Origin of the sequence: Limosilactobacillus reuteri subsp. reuteri (genome assembly GCF_000016825.1) — a bacterium.
In the GTDB taxonomy this organism is placed as follows: Bacteria; Bacillota; Bacilli; order Lactobacillales; family Lactobacillaceae; genus Limosilactobacillus; species Limosilactobacillus reuteri.
The window spans coordinates 365,305-384,015 of sequence record NC_009513.1 but is presented as its reverse complement, the minus strand read 5'-3'; the positions used below and the strand labels follow the sequence as shown (position 1 = coordinate 384,015).

17 protein-coding genes and 1 other RNA gene are annotated in these 18,711 nt (G+C 38.6%); 4 read left to right on the top strand and 14 right to left on the bottom strand.

Features of this window, described 5'->3' with window-relative positions; genetic code table 11:
• Nucleotides 1–2 precede the first annotated feature (2 nt).
• The 14 genes from LREU_RS01760 to tadA all read right to left on the bottom strand — a co-directional run bounded on the left by LREU_RS01760 (nt 3) and on the right by tadA (nt 11,764).
• Nucleotides 3–2,246: an RNA degradosome polyphosphate kinase gene (locus LREU_RS01760; protein WP_011953396.1), complete on the bottom strand. Its 2,244-nt coding sequence runs from the start codon at nt 2,244–2,246 to the stop codon at nt 3–5.
• A gap of 1 nt (nt 2,247) precedes the next feature.
• Nucleotides 2,248–3,762, bottom strand: a complete 1,515-nt coding sequence (locus tag LREU_RS01755; protein ID WP_003667393.1) for a hypothetical protein — start codon at nt 3,760–3,762, stop codon at nt 2,248–2,250.
• 164 nt (nt 3,763–3,926) lie between these two features.
• Nucleotides 3,927–4,688, bottom strand: a complete 762-nt coding sequence (locus tag LREU_RS01750; protein ID WP_003667392.1) for an acyl-[acyl-carrier-protein] thioesterase — start codon at nt 4,686–4,688, stop codon at nt 3,927–3,929.
• A gap of 9 nt (nt 4,689–4,697) precedes the next feature.
• Nucleotides 4,698–5,564, bottom strand: coding sequence for a 16S rRNA (cytidine(1402)-2'-O)-methyltransferase (gene rsmI / locus LREU_RS01745; RefSeq protein WP_003667390.1), 867 nt, complete (start codon nt 5,562–5,564; stop codon nt 4,698–4,700).
• Nucleotides 5,565–5,572: 8 nt separating this feature from the next.
• Entirely contained in the window at nt 5,573–5,923 is a 351-nt protein-coding gene (locus LREU_RS01740; RefSeq protein WP_003667387.1) for a DNA replication initiation control protein YabA, read from the bottom strand.
• Nucleotides 5,924–5,933: 10 nt separating this feature from the next.
• Complete coding sequence (gene holB, locus LREU_RS01735) at nt 5,934–6,947, bottom strand: DNA polymerase III subunit delta' (protein WP_003667385.1); 1,014 nt, start codon at nt 6,945–6,947, stop codon at nt 5,934–5,936.
• A gap of 14 nt (nt 6,948–6,961) precedes the next feature.
• Nucleotides 6,962–7,285 (bottom strand): cyclic di-AMP receptor DarA, encoded by a 324-nt coding sequence (locus LREU_RS01730; protein WP_003666336.1) that lies wholly within the window; start codon nt 7,283–7,285, stop codon nt 6,962–6,964.
• A 19-nt stretch (nt 7,286–7,304) separates the two neighbouring features.
• Nucleotides 7,305–7,946 carry a dTMP kinase gene (gene tmk / locus LREU_RS01725; protein WP_003667383.1) on the bottom strand — a complete coding sequence of 214 codons (642 nt, stop codon included), beginning with the start codon at nt 7,944–7,946 and terminating at the stop codon, nt 7,305–7,307.
• A 9-nt stretch (nt 7,947–7,955) separates the two neighbouring features.
• Nucleotides 7,956–8,204 carry a YaaL family protein gene (locus tag LREU_RS01720; protein WP_003667379.1) on the bottom strand — a complete coding sequence of 83 codons (249 nt, stop codon included), beginning with the start codon at nt 8,202–8,204 and terminating at the stop codon, nt 7,956–7,958.
• A gap of 4 nt (nt 8,205–8,208) precedes the next feature.
• Nucleotides 8,209–8,811, bottom strand: a complete 603-nt coding sequence (gene recR, locus LREU_RS01715; RefSeq protein WP_003666331.1) for a recombination mediator RecR — start codon at nt 8,809–8,811, stop codon at nt 8,209–8,211.
• A 3-nt stretch (nt 8,812–8,814) separates the two neighbouring features.
• Nucleotides 8,815–9,123: a YbaB/EbfC family nucleoid-associated protein gene (locus LREU_RS01710; RefSeq protein WP_003666329.1), complete on the bottom strand. Its 309-nt coding sequence runs from the start codon at nt 9,121–9,123 to the stop codon at nt 8,815–8,817.
• Nucleotides 9,124–9,143: 20 nt separating this feature from the next.
• Nucleotides 9,144–10,979, bottom strand: coding sequence for a DNA polymerase III subunit gamma/tau (gene dnaX, locus LREU_RS01705; protein ID WP_003667376.1), 1,836 nt, complete (start codon nt 10,977–10,979; stop codon nt 9,144–9,146).
• A 139-nt stretch (nt 10,980–11,118) separates the two neighbouring features.
• An RNA gene (gene ffs / locus LREU_RS10135) (signal recognition particle sRNA small type) lies at nt 11,119–11,216 on the bottom strand.
• A 35-nt stretch (nt 11,217–11,251) separates the two neighbouring features.
• The gene (tadA, locus tag LREU_RS01700) at nt 11,252–11,764 is read right to left on the bottom strand and encodes a tRNA adenosine(34) deaminase TadA (protein WP_003667373.1); all 513 of its coding nucleotides are present in this window, start codon (nt 11,762–11,764) and stop codon (nt 11,252–11,254) included.
• A 257-nt stretch (nt 11,765–12,021) separates the two neighbouring features.
• On the opposite strand from tadA, the gene nrdH reads away from it, so the two are divergent.
• The 4 genes from nrdH to adhE all read left to right on the top strand — a co-directional run bounded on the left by nrdH (nt 12,022) and on the right by adhE (nt 18,642).
• Complete coding sequence (gene nrdH, locus LREU_RS01695) at nt 12,022–12,243, top strand: glutaredoxin-like protein NrdH (protein ID WP_003666324.1); 222 nt, start codon at nt 12,022–12,024, stop codon at nt 12,241–12,243.
• A 99-nt stretch (nt 12,244–12,342) separates the two neighbouring features.
• A complete protein-coding gene (gene nrdE, locus LREU_RS01690; protein WP_003667371.1) occupies nt 12,343–14,514 on the top strand; it encodes a class 1b ribonucleoside-diphosphate reductase subunit alpha in 2,172 nt (723 codons plus the stop codon).
• 114 nt (nt 14,515–14,628) lie between these two features.
• The gene (nrdF, locus tag LREU_RS01685; RefSeq protein ID WP_003667369.1) at nt 14,629–15,648 is read left to right on the top strand and encodes a class 1b ribonucleoside-diphosphate reductase subunit beta; all 1,020 of its coding nucleotides are present in this window, start codon (nt 14,629–14,631) and stop codon (nt 15,646–15,648) included.
• 357 nt (nt 15,649–16,005) lie between these two features.
• The gene (gene adhE, locus LREU_RS01680) at nt 16,006–18,642 is read left to right on the top strand and encodes a bifunctional acetaldehyde-CoA/alcohol dehydrogenase (RefSeq protein WP_003667367.1); all 2,637 of its coding nucleotides are present in this window, start codon (nt 16,006–16,008) and stop codon (nt 18,640–18,642) included.
• Nucleotides 18,643–18,711 lie beyond the last annotated feature (69 nt).

Here is an 18,711-nt window from a genome sequence, read left to right as displayed (position 1 = left end):
AATTACTCATCCTTTCGCTCATCTAAATGAAGATTGGGAACATGGCGAGTTAAAGTTTCAAAAACTGAAGAAAAATGTTTTTTTGCTTTCTTCTCCTTTTTCTCACGCGCATTCAATTTCATTGCTTGTTTAACAAAGTATTCTTGTGAGCTGAATGGTGCAGCATCACCACGATCAATCCGTTCATAATGATCTCCTACTAACCGGCGAGCCTTGACATTATCCTTCCACATAACGTCAAAAATATGAATTGCATGAGCTTTTGTGTCTGGTTGGGTAACGGGATACAATTCTTCAACCCGTCGATTAAGATTTCTCGTCATCATATCGGCACTTGCAAGGTAGACTTCCTCATGACCATTACTCTTAAAGTAGTAGATCCGGGAGTGTTCAAGGAAACGTCCAATAATAGAATGAACTTCAATATTCCCATGCAGTTCTGGCAGATCATTCCGTAAACAGGTAATTCCTCGAATCAATAATTCAACCTTAACTCCACTAGCAGCGGCTGCGTATAGGCGGGCAATGATTTGCTTGTCAGACAAGGAATTCATCTTCATCCGAATTAACGCAGGATTACCATTTTTGGCATTTTCAATTTGCTCATCAATTTTGGCATTAATAAATGTCCGAATTCCATCAGGTGATACCCGTAATTCATTAAAATAAGCTGGTCGCGCAAAACCTGACAGCATATTAAACAGGTTCGTCATATCGATTCCCAGTTCATGGTCACAAGTAAATAATCCCATATCGGTGTAAAAATGAGCTGTTACGTCATTATAGTTACCAGTCCCTAGGTGCATATAACGTCGCAACCCATCTTCATCACGACGGATAACCAAGGCAACTTTACAGTGCGTTTTAAGACCAACTAAACCGTAAATAACGTGGCACCCCATTTGTTCAAGCCGTTGTGCCCATCGAACATTATTTTGTTCATCAAACCGCGCTTTAACTTCAACTAAAACCGTTACTTGTTTACCCTGTTGCGCGGCCATTCCGAGATACTTAATAATCGGTGAATTACCAGAGACCCGATAAAGAGTCATCTTGATTGCTAAAACATCTGGATCAATGGCTGCTTGGTGGATAAAGTTAACCACGGCTTGAAAATTATCATAAGGATGCTGCATTAAGTAGTCCTTTTGGCGAATGGAAGAAAAAATATTATGGTCCATATCTAACGCTGGATTGAGGTATGGCTTATATGGCGGATAGCGCAAGTCATCATGACCATCAACCATCCCCGATAATTTTTTCAAGAAAGTTAGATCGACGGGACCATCTACTTCATACAGTGATCGTTCACTTACATGCAGATTATCAATTAACTGATCCTTTAACCATTCATCGATTGAAGCTGGAACTTCTAGGCGCATTACCCGCCCGTGTTCTCGTTCTCGCAATTGCCGTTTGACTGCTCGGAGCAAATCTGACGTATCTTCTTCAGCAACGTCTAAGTCCATATCCCGCATAACTCGATATGATGCCGTAGCTAATATCTCATATCCAGGAAAAAGCGCGGTAAGGAATTCAGTAATAATTTCATCAATCAAAATGAAATTATTTTCTCCTGGCAGCCGGACTAACCGCTTATAAATTTCCGGAACACGGACTGTTGCAAATTTGATATCTGCTTCCTGTCGATCATCATGTGGTTCAATTTGTGGACGATGAACTTCTTGATCCCCTTCTAAAATTTCCTCTGCAACTGGTTTACTTGTTGGATGAATTTGCCGCCGCAGCTGAACAGCAATATTTAAGGAATTATTGGAGATAAAGGGAAACGGACGTGAGGCATCGTCTGCCATGGGAGTCAAAACTGGCATCAGCTCATCATTAAAGTACCGCCGAATAAATTCATATTGCTTCTCGTCAAGTTTGGGGACATGGAGAATATGAATATTATTTTTAGCAAGGTCTGGGATGATTTGCTGATTGTAAACTTCATACCGTTGCTTAACCATCCGATGTTCTTTTTCATTTACTGCATCCAACTGCTCTTCTGGAGTGAGACCAGACGCATCAGTAGTAGTAACGTTGGCAGCAGCAAGTTTATGAAGCGAGGCAACACGCACCATAAAAAATTCATCAACATTGCTTTGGGTAATTCCCAAGAAGTTAGCACGTTCTAACAACGGATTGGCAGTATCAGTTGCCTCTCCCAGTACTCGGCCATTAAAGTCAATCCAACTCAATTCTCGATTAACATAATTCTGCGGCTTATAAAACTCCTTATACATCTTAATGATCACTCCTCTCAGTTAAGACCGGTTCAATTCCGTATACATCCTTAAATAGTTGTGATTTTTTACTAAAAGACCACTTTTCAAGAACAAGGTCATCATTGGCTATTGCTTTAATGATTAAGCGGCTATCTCCTACCAGCTTCAATTTAATACTTGAAATTTTTTGCAGTCGCGAATCATCTAATGCATCCACCAATCGTAAAATAGCAGCTAATTTTGCTACTGGCATCTGGATCTCATCATCGAGATGACGGTAATGAGCTTGACTAATATCTGGAGACTCTGCACTATGATATCTTGCCACTTCAGCAATAATCCGATTATCTTTATCTGAAAGGCCGATTAAAGGATTAGCCTCCATAATATAAGCAGAGTGACGATAGTGTCCTCGTTGGTTAATAAAATTACCAATATCATCAATTCTACTAGCAATTTCTAATAATAATCGCTCATGTTGACCAAGACGATGAATTGGGCGTAATTGATCAAAGAGTTGGAGTGAAAAGCGCGTTACAAAATCCCGATGAGCTGAATCAACACCGTATCGTGAAGAAATATTGTCGGCAGCTGTTCTGATCATTTCATTAATTTGCCGTCTCGTTTTAGGATTATCAACTCCAATTCCATGGGAAATCCCATCCATCGTTGAAATATCCGTTACGTAAAGGCCTGCTGGTTGAATTAAGCGCACTGTTCGCGCCGTTACTAAATAATTTGGTAATAATAATTCAAATTGTTGGTCATCAATCTGAATACTCTTCATCAAACCATCTTTGACTGGCGATAAAATTTTTTGGTAATCATCATGAAATTTATCTAGCGGTACTTCAGCGATCTGCTGATCATGTGGTAAAAACAATTTATTGAGTGAGAGAGCATTTTGCACCATCATTACTGTATGCTTTTTCTTCGTCAGTTCTGGTGTTAAATACTCTAGTTTACTACTAATATAATCTTGAATAATTTCAGTTGGATTAGTGGCAGTTTTTCGAAGACGGCCCACCAACTGACTAATTTTTGCATTACCAAGATCAATATCCCAGGCACGTTCGAAGCTTCCATGGTGAAAATAAGCTAAGGTAGTCGAGCTAAGACCGATACTTAGAAGATACATATTGTGTTTACTAAGTTTTTCAAAATCTGGTAGCAAGGTTAAAAGGTAACTCATCGACTGTGCCATTAGCTGGTTATTGTTTAACCATTCAATCTGTAATCCTGTCCGAACTTCTAACTGGTCGGCCACATACCTAGTTGCAACTGGATCAAGGTCTTCTAAATCGCCATAAAATTTAACTGGTGTTGCCTGGTAGTCATTAATAATCTGCTTAAATCCTTCAATATTATTAACAATTGTAGTCATGTTTTCTGAATAATTAGCAACTTTAGCGTTCCCGATATTTAGAAGGCCCGATCGAACATTATTTATCACTTTTAAAGTAGGTATCTCAATGATCCGTAAATTAACCTGATCGGGTTCGAGGTAAATAATCGCCGTTAAAGATCTTTTCACGTCAACTCACTCCTCATAATTACTACTATTCATAGAATACCATCTTCCTTTAAATGTCTCTACATTAAACCATTCAAGATCTTTTTGTCTACATTTAAGGTTAAAATAAAATAGCAACTAATTTCCTGTCTAGAAACCAGTCGCTATTATTCATTGATTAATTTTTAATACCATTCTATCTCAGCAATTGCATCAATTTGCTCACCAACACCAATCTGATGATAAGTTACCTTTTCATCATTTGTTTGAAGCTTATTAACTTTACTTTCTACCATTTCTCCATTGCGTACCTCTTGAAGATACTGCAAATTAAATCTCTTTATCTGATTTCCGCGTAAAAAATCACGGCCAAGAGGATCAAGAAGCCAATCAAAGTAACGAGCATTATTAACATGGTGATTAGCATCAAGGTCAAAATAACGAACTTGATAATTCTTCTTTATTACCGAAGCATTTTCATCCAATTTTTGAGGTCGCTTTAGACGAGGAATTCTTTTCGCAACGGGAGCATTAAACGGTTCAATTAAAGCTGGTGGAATTGATTGCATTCGCCGCGTCTTTAGATTCATAAACACAAAAATCGACCTAATTCGTGCATATTCAATCTGGTGTTCTTTACCCGTTATCCAAAAATCACGAACAGCAAAAAAGCGGTTATAGGAAACAGCTTTTGTTCCTAAAATAACTGTTTCGCCAAAAGAAGGTTGCTTTGCGGAAAGATGTCCTTCATAGCCGCTTACTACCCATGTACCGCCAGTAGATTGTATTTCTTTGGTGCCCATTCCTAAAGACATACTATGCTCATCGGATACCATGGAAATCATACTTAATATCATGCTTAGGCTTGGATGACTTGTTTCATCACACTCATAATATGTTAGTAAGTGCGGCATTTCGAATGTTTGTGCTTCTTGCTTTAACTCCATACTTTTCTCCTACAATTGATGATATTGTTTATATAATTCCTGGCGTTTTATATTATTTTTCTTTGCCACCAGCTTAATCGCAGCATTAGTGGAAAGGCCATTTAAAATTTCCTTATCAACCTGCTCTGTTAATGGTAATTCAATCTCATTATCCGTCTTCTCTGTGGGGTGCTCATTCCCTGCTACCAGAATAACGAATTCGCCTCGTGGTTGGTGATCTTCAAACCAGGCAGTTACTTCAGCAAGCGTTCCCCGGGTAAACTCTTCATAGCGTTTAGTGAGTTCCCGTGCTAATACAACTCGCCGTTCATTGCCGAAAACTTCCGCCATCGTAGCTAAAGTCTTTTTTAAGCGGTGTGGAGCTTCATAAAAGATCATCGTTTCTTTACGCTCTTTCAATTGCTCCAGTGCTGTTACTTGCTGCTGGTGTTTACGCTCTAAAAAGCCAAAGAAGTAGAACGGCTGGGGAACTAACCCCGAAGCAATAAGAGCCGTCAATCCTGCATTAGCTCCTGGAAGCGGAATTACTGGCAATCCTTCTCTAACTGCCGCCGCTACCAATTCCTTGCCGGGGTCAGAAATCGAAGGCATCCCCGCATCGCTACACTGGGCAATCGAATAACCAGCTTTTAATTTCTCAATTAATTCCGGAACACGTTGTTCAGTATTATGCTCATGAAAACTAATTTGACGGGTCGATATATCAAAATGGTTTAATAGTTGCTGAGTATGACGTGTATCTTCAGCAGCAATCAGATCCACTTCTTTTAAGGTTTTAATTGCACGGAAAGTCATATCATCTAAATTTCCAATTGGGGTTGGAACCAAATATAAACTTCCTGATTGGTGATCATTAAAACTACTAATTTGCTGCATACTATCTCCTATTTTGTCATTCCTTGTTCGTGTCCAAATATTGCATCTAAACAAAAAGTACAAGATTCATTAGGCTCAAGACGCTTACCATAGTACTCACTACAAACATGGAATCCCTGTTGGTAAAGTTCTTTTAAATTTTGCCGTGATCCAGATAATTGATTTTCACTATGGTGTGGCTGCTTTTCTTTAATCATCTGACGCAAATGCTTGTTTTCAATTGAAAGTTCCACATTTTCCTCAGAAATAGCAATAATTTTTGCCTGCAACTGCTCCATTTTCTTAACCAAATCCTGAGTCTGGTTCATCACCTGCGCAAATTGTTCATAAAGATTATCTGAACTATATTCTTCACTCATCTTTTCGCCCCTAACTAATGCTTAAAACCTGCACAAGCCGAATCGTCAATTGTTCAACAATATTTTGAAAACTAATATTTTGTTCTAACATATGACGAGTTTCCAACGTTAACTGACTAGCTGCTAACAATTGTTGAGGAGAGTATTTTCTAACTACTTCTCCCATTTCTCCTAAAATATTATTAAAGTGAAGACGGTTGGCTGCTGTAATTCCCGAATTTACCATTAGCGTATCACGCCAGATTAAGGTAATTAAGTCCAGAACTACTTGTTGTTTATCCCGGTCGGTAGCTACTTTTTGCAGAATTGTCTGAACATCAACAAAACCTAACATCCCATTTCGCGTCGTATCTTGATACCACTGAATGACTCCTTTGATCGCACTCTCAAACCAATTATCTTCTTGCCATTGTTCAATCATTGCAACGGAATCTGTAATCCCAACAGCAATTTGTTGTTGAGATTGCGGAATATTATGCTCAGTTAAAACCGTTAACAATGCATCTCGTTTTAATGGTGGTAGTTCAATCACCTGTGTTCGTGATCGAATCGTTGGTAAGACAGCACTTTTATTAGTCGTTAGCATAAAGATATAAACGCCAGCTCCTGGTTCTTCAATAAACTTAAGAAGGCTATTTGCTGCACCGTTTGTCATTTTATCAGCATCTTTAATAATAAAAATTTTCTTATTGCCTTCTACCGCACTCTTAGAAAACTCTGCTTTTAAGCGGCGAATCTCATCAACCTTTATTTGGCGACCTTCTGGAGCAGCATAGACAATGTCAGGATGGTTTCCAGATAAAATTCGCTGACACTCGGCACAGGTTAAGTCTGGTTCATTGTCCTGGGGATGAAGACAAAATAACCGTAATGATAACCATTGGGCAATTGACATTTTTCCTGAACCACCTGGCCCAACAAACAGATAAGCATGAGCAAGCTCATTATTTGATAATATTTTTTGAAAACGAGTAATTATTGCTGGTTGTAATTTTTCTGCACGTGTTTGTCCCTGTTCAGCCAACCATCTTCACCTACTTAAAATTTAATGAAGTCTTCTACTGGTAAGACAAAGACAGTTGCCCCACCAATCTTTACGTTGACAGGAAATGCCGAACCGCCTTCAACATCCATATGCATTTGCGATGTAACGTATTGTTCACGTGACTCAGCATTCTTTTTAATTACTGATAATACTTCTTGAACACGGTCGTCCTCAATCCCAATTAGAAATGTTGCATTTCCTTCACGAAGAAAGCCACCAGTTGTTGATAATTGAGTAACGTGAATATCAGCTTTATTAAATGCTTTTCGTAAACGATTGCTATCTTTTGATTGAACAATTGCAATAATCATTTTCATTATTAATCACCCTTTTTTATTAAAACAAATCTGAAAACCGGTCATGAATTGTTGCTTTTACGTCCTCAATCACTTTTTCCAATGGCTGGCTTGCATCAATCAACTCTATTCGTTCTGGATAATTCTGGTAGAGTTTTAAATAAGATTGACGAACAGTTCGATGAAATTCAAGTTTTTCTTCATCTAATCGATTAACTTGATTGGAACGATGCTCAGCAATCCGTTTTAAGCCAATTTCTGATTCAATATCAAGATAAATTGTCAACGCCGGCATTAGCCCATCAATCGCAAACTGATTAATTTGCCAAATTTCTTTTTCTCCAAGGCCCCGACCAGCTCCCTGATAAGCAATGGAACTATCTACAAATCGATCACACAGAATAACTTTGCCTGCTTTCAGCCCCGGAATTATTTCTGAAACAATGTGTTGCCGACGAGCAGCAGCAAAAAGCAATGCTTCTGTCCGCCCATCCATATCGGTATTTTGACCATCAAACAGTACCTGGCGAATTTGCTCAGAGATCTTATTACCACCAGGTTCACGAGTATACATAACTTTTTCTGTGCCAAGCTGATCTTCCAATTCCAGTTGGATCTGTTGGATTACACTTGTCTTACCCGCGCCATCTGGTCCTTCAAATGATATAAATTTACCGTCCATTTCTCTCTCCTAGCGATCAATTACTCCATCATTTAATTTCCCGTGAACTTTAAATTTGCGAGCAATTTTATATAGGTATAAAAATTTCTGCTCTTGAATCCGGGAACGATAATGAAGTTCACTATTAACGTTTGCTTCATATACTGCCCGTTCAGTTTCACGTGCATGATCCCAACTAGCCTTCGTAGAGTATACCGCTTCTAGCAGACGTTGGTTTCGTTCACGTTCTACCTCTTTAGTCGGCCGCTTAAAAAACATTTTCTTACATCTCCGTTCGCCCTTGCACTGCTTTGAATAATGTCATCTCATCAGCATAGTCAATATCAGCGCCAACTGATAACCCATGCGCCAACCGAGTAACTTTAATTCCCGCAGGCTTAATTAACTTAGCGAGGTAACCGGCCGTCAACTCACCATCAGATGAAGCATTCGTTGCAATAATAATTTCCTTTACTTCATCATCTTTCTTTAGTCGTTTAAGTAAACTTGTAATATTAATATCTTCTGGGCCTGTTCCTGCAACTGGAGAAATAACTCCATGAAGGACATGGTATAAACCATGGTATTCATGCATCCGTTCCATTGCCATAACGTCTTGTGACTGCTCAACAACTAGAATTTGCGAATGATCACGGGTCTTATCGCGACAAATTGGACAAGGGTCGTCTTCGGTAATATTGCCACAAATACTACAGTTATGAAGGTCCCTTTTAGCAGACAGAAGGGATTTAGCAAAGTTTGTCACATCATCTTCTTGCATACTCAGAGTATAGAACGCCAGCCGCGTTGCAGTCTTTTGCCCGATTCCTGGCAACTTAGTATAGCTTTCAATTAATTTCGCTAATGGTTCTGGATATTGGATCACTTTTTACAACCCCATACCTTGTGTATATTTACCAAGCTTTTGTTGAGTAGCATCATTAACTTGCTTCATTCCGTCTTTCACAGCAGCAATTACCAAGTCCTGAAGCATATCAATATCATCTGGATCAACTGCTTCTGGCTTAATCTTTAAGTCAATTAATTGATTATCCCCGCTAAACGTAGCAGTTACCATATCATCTGGTGCTTTTCCAACAAATTCCTGTTTAGCAAGTTCTTCATGTTCAGCCATCATTTTCTTTTGCATTGCCTTAGCTTGCTTCATCATTTGTTGCATATTCATTCCACGCATCATAATATCATCCATCCTTTTTCTTAATTATCTTCTACTTTAACAATATCACTACCAAATAGCTTCTGTGCTGTTGCTACTTGTTTATCTTCTTGAGGTGACTTTTCTTCAGTTAGTGCCTCATCTTCTGGGGGTAGCGGTGGTTCCTCCATCGGTGCTGGTGTAGCTGCAGGAGTTTGTCCGCTTTCTTCAGTAGTTTGCGGCTTTTGTGTAATAGGTTGCGACTTTTGCTGATTCTTACCAAAACCATGATCCTTGATAAAGTCTTGCCGAATTTTTGGCCACTTATCCTTAGGTACAAAAACAACTTGCCGTTCATTCCCAGTTAAACGTTGCAAAGCACTTTCCATATTCTCTAACAACGTTGTATCATCAGCTGCTTGTTGGAATAAGAACGGATAATCAAAAGCAACAATTATTCCCGCGGCACTAGCGGCAACCGGTTGTGAAACGTGAAGTAATGACCGTTGCGGCACCGACAATAGGTTCAACATATCTCCCCATAGCTCACGAACATTTATTAAATCTTGACGAGTCGCATTTTCTAACACTGGGTAAATCTTATTGAGATTAACCTGCACTTTCTTTTGTTGTACTCGTGGCTGCTCATTTTGTTGGCGAGGTGATGGTCGACTAGCTCTTACCGGCGTATTCTGCAACTGTTTTACTGTTTGTTGCAATTGCTGAATCTCTTGTTGTAATTTTTCAATCGTCTTAGTAGCTTCAGCATTTGTATCCGCAGAAACTGCTGGTGCCGATTGAAGATTCTTTTGTGGTTCGATTTGTGCAAGTTTTATTGTAAGAACTTCCAAATACACATCTGGATGGGTCGTAAAACGCATCTCTTCTTGAATATTATTTAGTTCATCGATCATTCGGTATAAGGTCGCTGAAGAAGCAAGTTGGACTATTTCTTCAAAGTCTTCCTGCTTTAGACCTGTACTTTCAACACTAATCAAGCTTGGTGATTCTTGGTACAACAGAATATCACGAATAAAGGAAATCAAGTCCTCAATGAACCGCTGACCGTCTTTCCCTTCATCTAAAATATCCTTCATAGTATCAAGAGCAGTCGCCCCTTCATGCTTACTAATTTCCAAAAAGTACTTCTTTAATAACTGTTTAGTAACACTTCCTGTAACTAATAAAGCATCATCCAACTTTACTTCATTATCACTGAAAGAAAGCACCTGGTCAAGAATACTCAACGCATCCCGCATTCCTCCTTCAGCGGCATTCGCAATTACCCATAATGCTTTTTCATCATAAGTAACTTTCTTTTGATCAAGGATATATTTCATTCGATTAAATGCATCTTCTGCTGAAATTCGTCGAAAATCAAATCGTTGAACTCGCGAAATAATTGTTAAAGGAATTTTATGGGGTTCCGTAGTTGCGAGAATAAAAATCACATTGGCTGGTGGTTCTTCAAGCGTTTTTAGCAATGCATTAAAGGCCCCTGTTGAAAGCATGTGAACTTCATCAATTATATAGACCTTGTAATCCGCTTGGGTAGGGGCATATTTTGCCTTATCCCGAATATCACGAATCTCTTCAACCCCATTATTAGAAGCCGCATCGATTTCAATTACATCATTTAATTGCCCGTTCGTAATTGCTTTACAAATCTCACACTCATTACATGGTTCGCCATCCTTAGAGTGATGACAATTAACCGCTTTAGCAAAAATCTTCGCTGCTGAGGTTTTACCAGTACCACGTGGACCAGCGAACAAGTATGCATGGCTTATCTGGTGAGTGATAATGGCGTTTTTTAGGGTTCTTGTAACAATCTGTTGACCGACAAGATCATCGAATCGCTGTGGTCGCCAGACACGATATAATGCCTGATAACTCATCGCCAGACTCCCTTTCTGAATTTAAAATACTATAAAATATTATACAAGGAATTAAGCATATAAAGTAGTTAAAATACATTTTAATTAAAATTTCAAAATAAAAAAGACCCGCAACAAATTATTACGAGTCCGCTTAATTATCAATAAAACTTAGAGCACAAGGCATATCATACTTAGTGCTGCTTCCTTCCAGACCTGACACGGTTCGTAAGCATGCCCTTGCTCTAAGGCCTTACGGCAAATAGTATAATACACTATTTTTCTTTAAATTACTAGAGGTTAGTCTTATTTTTTCTTCGAGCCTCTTTCCGACGACGGCGAATTTCACGGAAAAAGTTTTTTAACATTTGGCTACACTCATCCCCTAAAATACCAGAATGAACATTGACTTGATGATTTAAACGTGAATCACTTAGTAAATGATATAAGCTATCAACTGCCCCTGCTTTCGGATCAGCGGCACCATAATAAACATTTTTTATCCGTGCATTGATAATGGCACCGCTACACATGATGCACGGTTCTAACGTAACATACAAGTCGCAATCTTCTAAGCGCCAACTCCCTAAATTCGTGCATGCTTCCATAATTGCAAGCATTTCTGCGTGATAGGTAACATCTTGAAACTTTTCACGCATATTATGACCACGTCCAATTACCTGTCCATCGTGGACAACAATCGCACCAATTGGTACTTCATCTAAAATTCTGGCTTGTTTTGCTTCTGCAATCGCCATCTTCATAAACTTTTGTTGTTCAGATAATGATGAATTGTTTTTTTTCATTCTTTTTCTCCAAGTACTTAAAATTACCCTGCTTTTAAGTGTATAATAATAGACTGGTTTTTCAAATTAATTTTATTCATCACCTGCTTAGGCATTTTATCAAAAAAAGTTTCACAGATGTCAATCGCCAGTTCAAGTACTATATATTGTGTTTCACTATTTCGCAAGCACGAAATATAGTGCTTTTTTAATTGATTTTTTCTGATTCACCGTTATACTAGAAAACATCGACTAATCGTTTAGGAGGCCTCGTGAAGATGGTAACTGTATTTTCAAAAAATAATTGTATCCAATGCAAGATGACAAAACGTTTCCTTGAACAGCACAAAATTTCATTTATTGAACACAACATCGATGAACAACCAGAATACATATCGCAACTTAAGTCGGAGGGTTTTATGGCGACTCCAGTTGTAAAGCTTCCTAACGGTCAAGCTTTTTCTGGCTTTCGTCCTGATCAATTAAACCAACTTGCCTAAGTTTAAATAAACTAATATTTTGCCAGGCATCAATTCGCTATTGGTGTACTGGCTTCTTTATTGACATAATCAAATTAATTCAGAAAGTGAGTTATTAATATGGCGTTATCTGATATCGATATGACCAAAGTTAAATATTACGATTATAACAACGAAGTAAATATCCCTAAAAACGGACAAATTCAACTAGATAAAGATAAATTGGCCTTAGAAGACTTTATCAAAAATAATGTTGAGCCAAATACCAAAAGATTTTCTTCATTAAAAGAGCGTTTTCAATGGTTAGAAGAAAATGATTATATTGAAGAAACTTTTATGAATAAATATAGTGAAGCGTTCATTGAAAAGCTTTACGATTATTTAAAAGCACAAAACTTCCACTTCCATTCTTTTATGGCTGCTTACAAGTTCTATGCCCAATATGCCTTACGGACAAATGATAAAGAGTACTACCTTGAAAACTATATTGATCGGGTCGCAATGAATGCTCTTTACCTCGCTAATGGTGATGAAGAGTTAGCAATGCAGCTCGCTGATGAAATCATCCATCAACGTTATCAACCCGCAACTCCAACATTCCTTAACGTTGGGCGTAAACGCCGGGGAGAATTTGTTTCTTGCTTTGCGATTCAAACAACGGACGACATGAATACCATTGGTCGAACAATCAATTCTGCCCTCCAACTTTCTAAAATTGGTGGTGGTGTTGGAATTAATTTAAGCAACCTTCGTGAAGCTGGTGCCCCAATCAAGAAAATACAAGGTGCTGCTAGTGGAGTTGTTCCTGTAATGAAGTTGTTAGAAGATAGTTTTTCCTACTCCAATCAACTGGGACAGCGACAGGGAGCTGGAGTCGTTTACCTTAGTGTTTTCCATCCTGATATTATTGAATTCTTAGGAGCAAAAAAGGAAAACGCTGATGAAAAGATTCGCTTAAAGACCCTCTCTCTCGGAATTACGGTTCCTGATAAGTTTTACGAATTAGTAGAGCAAAATGCTGATATGTACTTGTTTAGTCCCTATGATGTTGAACGAGTATACGGAATGCCATTCTCCTACGTCGATATCACAAAAGAATACAACAATTTAGTAGCAAACGATGATATTCGCAAGAAGAAAGTTAATGCCCGTGACTTAGAAGATGAAATCAGCAAACTCCAACAAGAATCAGGCTATCCTTACATTATCAACATTGATACAGAAAATCGAGATAATCCGATTAATGGAAAAATTGTGATGAGTAATTTATGTTCAGAGATTGCTCAAGTACAAGTACCAGCGCAAGTAAATGATGATCAATCATATTCTGAAATGGGAATTGATATCAGTTGTAATCTTGGGTCAACCAATATTGCTAATATGATGGAAAGCCCTGACTTTGGTAAATCGATTAAGGCAATGATGCGGGGATTAACCCGAATCAGTGACGTAGAAGACCTAGATGTTGTCCCAACTATTCAAAACGGAAATCGGCTTGCCCATTCAGTTGGTTTGGGTGCAATGGGATTGCATAGCTACCTCGCTAAGCACCATATTCAATACGGAAGCCCGGTTGCGATTGAATTCACAGGTGTTTACTTTATGCTCTTAAATTATTGGTCATTAGTGGCATCAAATGAAATTGCCAAAGAGCGGCAGGAAACTTTCCACGATTTTGAGAACAGTAAATATGCGGATGGTTCCTACTTTGACAAATATGTCACTAAGGATTGGGGACCACAATCAGATGTTGTTAAAGGTCTTTTTGAAGGTATTTTTATCCCTGGAATTGAAGATTGGAAGAAGTTGAAAGAAAATGTAATGCAAGATGGTCTTTACAATCAATACCGTCTTGCTGTAGCGCCAAACGGTTCAACTTCCTACATTAACGATTCGACTGCTAGTCTACATCCAATCATTAATCGTGTTGAAGAGCGCCAAGAAAAGATGATCGGTAAAATTTATTACCCTGCCCCATATCTTTCAAACGACACGATGCCTTACTATCGTTCAGCTTACGATATGGATATGCGAAAGGTTATTGACACTTACGCCGCTGCACAACAGCACATCGATCAATCTCTTTCAATGACCCTCTTTATGCGGTCAACAATCCCAGCAGGCCTTTACGAATGGAAAAATGGACGAACAGATAAAATGACGACTCGTGATTTAAATATCTTACGGCACTATGCCTATAAACGCGGTATTAAGTCAATTTACTACATTCGAACGTTTACTGACGATAGCGATGAAATTGGTGCAAACCAATGTGAAAGCTGTGTTATCTAAGCCTAATCAGAATTTGATTTAAACGTTGGGCACTGGTAAACTTGATATTATGTATACAAATGGCTTTTGGTATCTCGATTTATTAAAAGCAACGTATTTGGAGGAGCTCAATCAATGAAACTGGAAGAATTTAAACCTGTAAATCAATATAAAGCAATCAATTGGAATGAAGTTTCCGACATGATCGATAAAGCTACCTGGGAAAAGCTAACAGAACAGTTCTGGCTTGATACACGAATTCCTGTTGCCAATGATATGGATGATTGGCGTGAATTAGATGACGATCATCAATGGACTGTCGGACATGTTTTTGGTGGTTTAACCCTTCTTGATACTGTTCAATCAGAAGCAGGATTAACTGCCCTTAAAGAAGATGTTAAAACTCCTCATGAAACAGCAGTTCTTAATAACATCCAATTTATGGAATCAGTTCATGCTAAGAGTTACTCAACTATTTTCTCTACTCTTAATACCCCAGACCAAATCAAAGAAATCTTTGAATGGTCCGATACAGAAGAATACTTGCAAAACAAGGCTGTCAAAATTGCAAATATGTACCTTGATCCAAGTCAAGACCCACTCAAAAAGAAAGTAGCCAACGTTTTTCTTGAAACTTTCTTATTCTACTCTGGTTTCTACACTCCCCTTTATTATCTTGGTCACAACAAATTAAACAATGTGGCTGAAATCATTAAGCTAATTTTACGGGACGAATCAGTTCACGGGACATACATTGGATACAAGTTCCAAGTCGGCTTACGTGATCGAACGGAAAAGCAACAACAAGATATGAAAGATTGGATGTATAATTTCCTTTATGAATTATATGATAATGAAGAAAAATACACTCATCTTCTTTATGATCAAGTTGGTTGGACAGATGATGTTTTAACCTTCATCCGTTACAACGCTAATAAGGCATTGATGAACCTTGGTCAAGATCCACTATTCCCTGATACCGCTTCTGATGTTAACCCAGTTGTTATGAACGGAATTTCTACTTCTACTTCTAACCACGATTTTTTTAGCCAAGTCGGCAATGGATATCGCATGGGTGCCGTTGAAGCAATGAATGATAGTGATTATGACGTTAAAGATCCAAACGCGGGAAAAGACATTAATGCCTGCGATTAATAAAAAAGCTACCATTTCTGAATGGTGGCTTTTTTATTATTCCCAATAATAATCTGTTAATGATTAGTTAACTTAATAACTAGCCGAGTTAAATTAATATATTCGCTTTTATATTCTATTTGTGAAATAGACTTCAATTAATAACAGTATGCAAATCTATCATCTCTTAATCTCAAAAATAATACCAATGTTTTTTGCTGCTATAAAAGTATTATAAAGACAATATTGTAAGCGAATTCATACAAAACAACCATTGTTTAAATGTTCACAAAGGTATTTACAAAGCAAAAAAATGTAGTAACATTATACATGTTCAAAGGTTAACAAAGAAAAGAATTGAAAAAGGAGATTTCAATTATGCCTGCTAACAACAAGAAACAAGTTGAAAAGAAAGAATTAACTGCTGAAGAAAAAAAGCAAAACGCCCAAAAGCTAGTTGACGATTTAATGACTAAGAGTCAAGCTGCTTTTGAAAAGTTACGTTACTATTCACAAGAACAAGTTGACAAGATTTGTCAGGCAATGGCTCTCGCTGCCGAAGAACACCACATGGACTTAGCTGTTGATGCTGCTAACGAAACTGGTCGTGGGGTTGCTGAAGATAAGGCTATCAAGAACATCTACGCAAGTGAATACATTTGGAACAACATCCGTCACGATAAGACTGTTGGTATTATCGAAGACAATGATGAAGACCAAACTATCAAAATTGCTGATCCACTTGGTGTCATTGCCGGAATTGTTCCAGTTACTAACCCTACTTCAACAACGATCTTCAAATCAATCATTAGTGCTAAGACACGGAATACAATCATCTTTTCTTTCCACCGTCAAGCAATGAAGTCATCTATCAAGACTGCAAAGATTCTCCAAGAAGCTGCTGAAAAAGCCGGTGCGCCAAAGAACATGATTCAATGGCTCCCTGAAAGTACCCGCGAAAACACTACCGCATTACTCCAACACCCTAATACTGCTACTATTTTAGCAACCGGTGGTCCTTCATTAGTTAAGGCTGCCTACAGTTCTGGTAACCCTGCTCTTGGTGTTGGTCCTGGTAACGGTCCTGCTTACATCGAAAAAACTGCCAACATCGAACGTTCTGTTTACGACATCGTTCTTTCTAAGACATTCGATAACGGTATGATTTGTGCCACTGAAAACTCAGTTGTTGTTGATGAAGAAATCTACGACAAGGTTAAAGAAGAATTCCAAAAGTGGAACTGTTACTTCTTGAAGCCAAACGAAATTGATAAATTTACTGATGGCTTTATTGACCCAGATCGTCATCAAGTTCGTGGTCCAATCGCTGGTCGTTCAGCTAATGCTATTGCTGACATGTGTGGTATTAAAGTACCTGACAACACTAAGGTTATCATTGCTGAATACGAAGGTGTTGGTGACAAGTACCCACTTTCAGCTGAAAAGCTTTCACCAGTATTAACAATGTACAAGGCAACCTCTCACGAAAATGCCTTTGATATCTGTGCTCAATTATTACACTACGGTGGTGAAGGTCACACTGCTGCTATTCACACCCTTGATGATGATTTAGCTACTAAGTACGGTCTTGAAATGCGTGCTTCACGGATCATTGTTAACTCCCCATCTGGTATTGGTGGTATTGGTAACATCTACAACAACATGACTCCATCCCTTACTTTAGGTACTGGTTCATACGGTAGTAACTCAATTTCTCACAACGTTACTGATTGGGACCTCTTAAACATCAAAACAATTGCAAAGCGGCGTGAAAACCGTCAATGGGTTAAGATTCCCCCAAAAGTATACTTTCAACGCAACTCACTAAAAGAATTGCAAGATATTCCAAACATTAACCGGGCATTCATCGTTACTGGTCCTGGAATGAGCAAGCGTGGTTACGTTCAACGTGTTATCGATCAATTGCGTCAACGCCAAAACAACACTGCTTTCTTAGTATTTGATGACGTTGAAGAAGATCCATCAACAAACACTGTTGAAAAAGGTGTTGCCATGATGAATGACTTCAAACCTGATACAATTATTGCTCTTGGTGGTGGTTCACCAATGGATGCTGCTAAGGCTATGTGGATGTTCTATGAGCACCCAGAAACTTCATGGTATGGGGTTATGCAAAAGTACCTTGATATTCGGAAGCGTGCTTACCAAATCAAGAAGCCTACTAAGTCTCAACTTATTGGTATCCCTACTACATCAGGTACTGGTTCAGAAGTTACTCCATTTGCGGTTATTACCGATTCAAAAACTCATGTTAAGTACCCACTTGCTGACTACGCCTTAACACCAAACATTGCAATCGTTGACTCACAATTCGTTGAAACTGTTCCAGCAAAAACTACTGCTTGGACTGGACTAGATGTTTTATGTCACGCTACTGAATCATATGTTTCTGTTATGGCAACTGACTACACTCGTGGTTGGTCACTACAAACCATCAAGGGTGTTATGGAAAACCTTCCTAAGTCAGTTCAAGGTGATAAGTTAGCTCGTCGTAAGATGCACGACTTCTCAACAATGGCCGGGATGGCATTTGGTCAAGCCTTCTTAGGAATTAACCACTCCCTTGCCCACAAGATGGGTGGAGCATTCGGTCTTCCTCACGGTTTGCTTATCGCTATTGCAATGCCACAAGTAATTCGCTTTAACGCAAAACGTCCACAAAAGCTTGCTCTCTGGCCTCACTATGAGACTTACCATGCAACTAAGGACTACGCTGACATTGCACGGTTCATTGGTTTGAAAGGCAACACTGATGAAGAATTAGCTGAAGCATATGCTAAGAAAGTTATCGAACTTGCTCACGAATGTGGTGTTAAGCTTAGTCTTAAGGACAATGGTGTTACACGTGAAGAATTTGATAAGGCGGTTGACGATCTTGCTCGCTTAGCTTACGAAGATCAATGTACTACTACTAACCCAGTTGAACCACTTGTTAGCCAACTCAAGGAATTACTTGAACGTTGCTACGATGGTACTGGCGTTGAAGAAAAATAATCCAGCGCATAATTAAAAATTAAGACTTTTCTCCTATTAAAAAGGCCCTCGATATCTGTCGAGGGCCTT

Bases quoted from the DNA above. Each gene is read 5' to 3' on its own strand.
- LREU_RS01730 (WP_003666336.1), bottom strand. From the start codon at position 7,285: ATGAAAATGATTATTGCAATTGTTCAATCAAAAGATAGCAATCGTTTA.
- LREU_RS01710 (WP_003666329.1), bottom strand. From the start codon at position 9,123: ATGATGCGTGGAATGAATATGCAACAAATGATGAAGCAAGCTAAGGCA.
- nrdF (WP_003667369.1), top strand. From the start codon at position 14,629: ATGAAACTGGAAGAATTTAAACCTGTAAATCAATATAAAGCAATCAAT.
- LREU_RS01760 (WP_011953396.1), bottom strand. From the start codon at position 2,246: ATGTATAAGGAGTTTTATAAGCCGCAGAATTATGTTAATCGAGAATTG.
- nrdH (WP_003666324.1), top strand. From the start codon at position 12,022: ATGGTAACTGTATTTTCAAAAAATAATTGTATCCAATGCAAGATGACA.
- tmk (WP_003667383.1), bottom strand. From the start codon at position 7,946: ATGGACGGTAAATTTATATCATTTGAAGGACCAGATGGCGCGGGTAAG.
- nrdE (WP_003667371.1), top strand. From the start codon at position 12,343: ATGGCGTTATCTGATATCGATATGACCAAAGTTAAATATTACGATTAT.
- adhE (WP_003667367.1), top strand. From the start codon at position 16,006: ATGCCTGCTAACAACAAGAAACAAGTTGAAAAGAAAGAATTAACTGCT.
- rsmI (WP_003667390.1), bottom strand. From the start codon at position 5,564: ATGCAGCAAATTAGTAGTTTTAATGATCACCAATCAGGAAGTTTATAT.
- LREU_RS01750 (WP_003667392.1), bottom strand. From the start codon at position 4,688: ATGGAGTTAAAGCAAGAAGCACAAACATTCGAAATGCCGCACTTACTA.
- tadA (WP_003667373.1), bottom strand. From the start codon at position 11,764: ATGAAAAAAAACAATTCATCATTATCTGAACAACAAAAGTTTATGAAG.
- LREU_RS01740 (WP_003667387.1), bottom strand. From the start codon at position 5,923: ATGAGTGAAGAATATAGTTCAGATAATCTTTATGAACAATTTGCGCAG.
- LREU_RS01720 (WP_003667379.1), bottom strand. From the start codon at position 8,204: ATGTTTTTTAAGCGGCCGACTAAAGAGGTAGAACGTGAACGAAACCAA.
- dnaX (WP_003667376.1), bottom strand. From the start codon at position 10,979: ATGAGTTATCAGGCATTATATCGTGTCTGGCGACCACAGCGATTCGAT.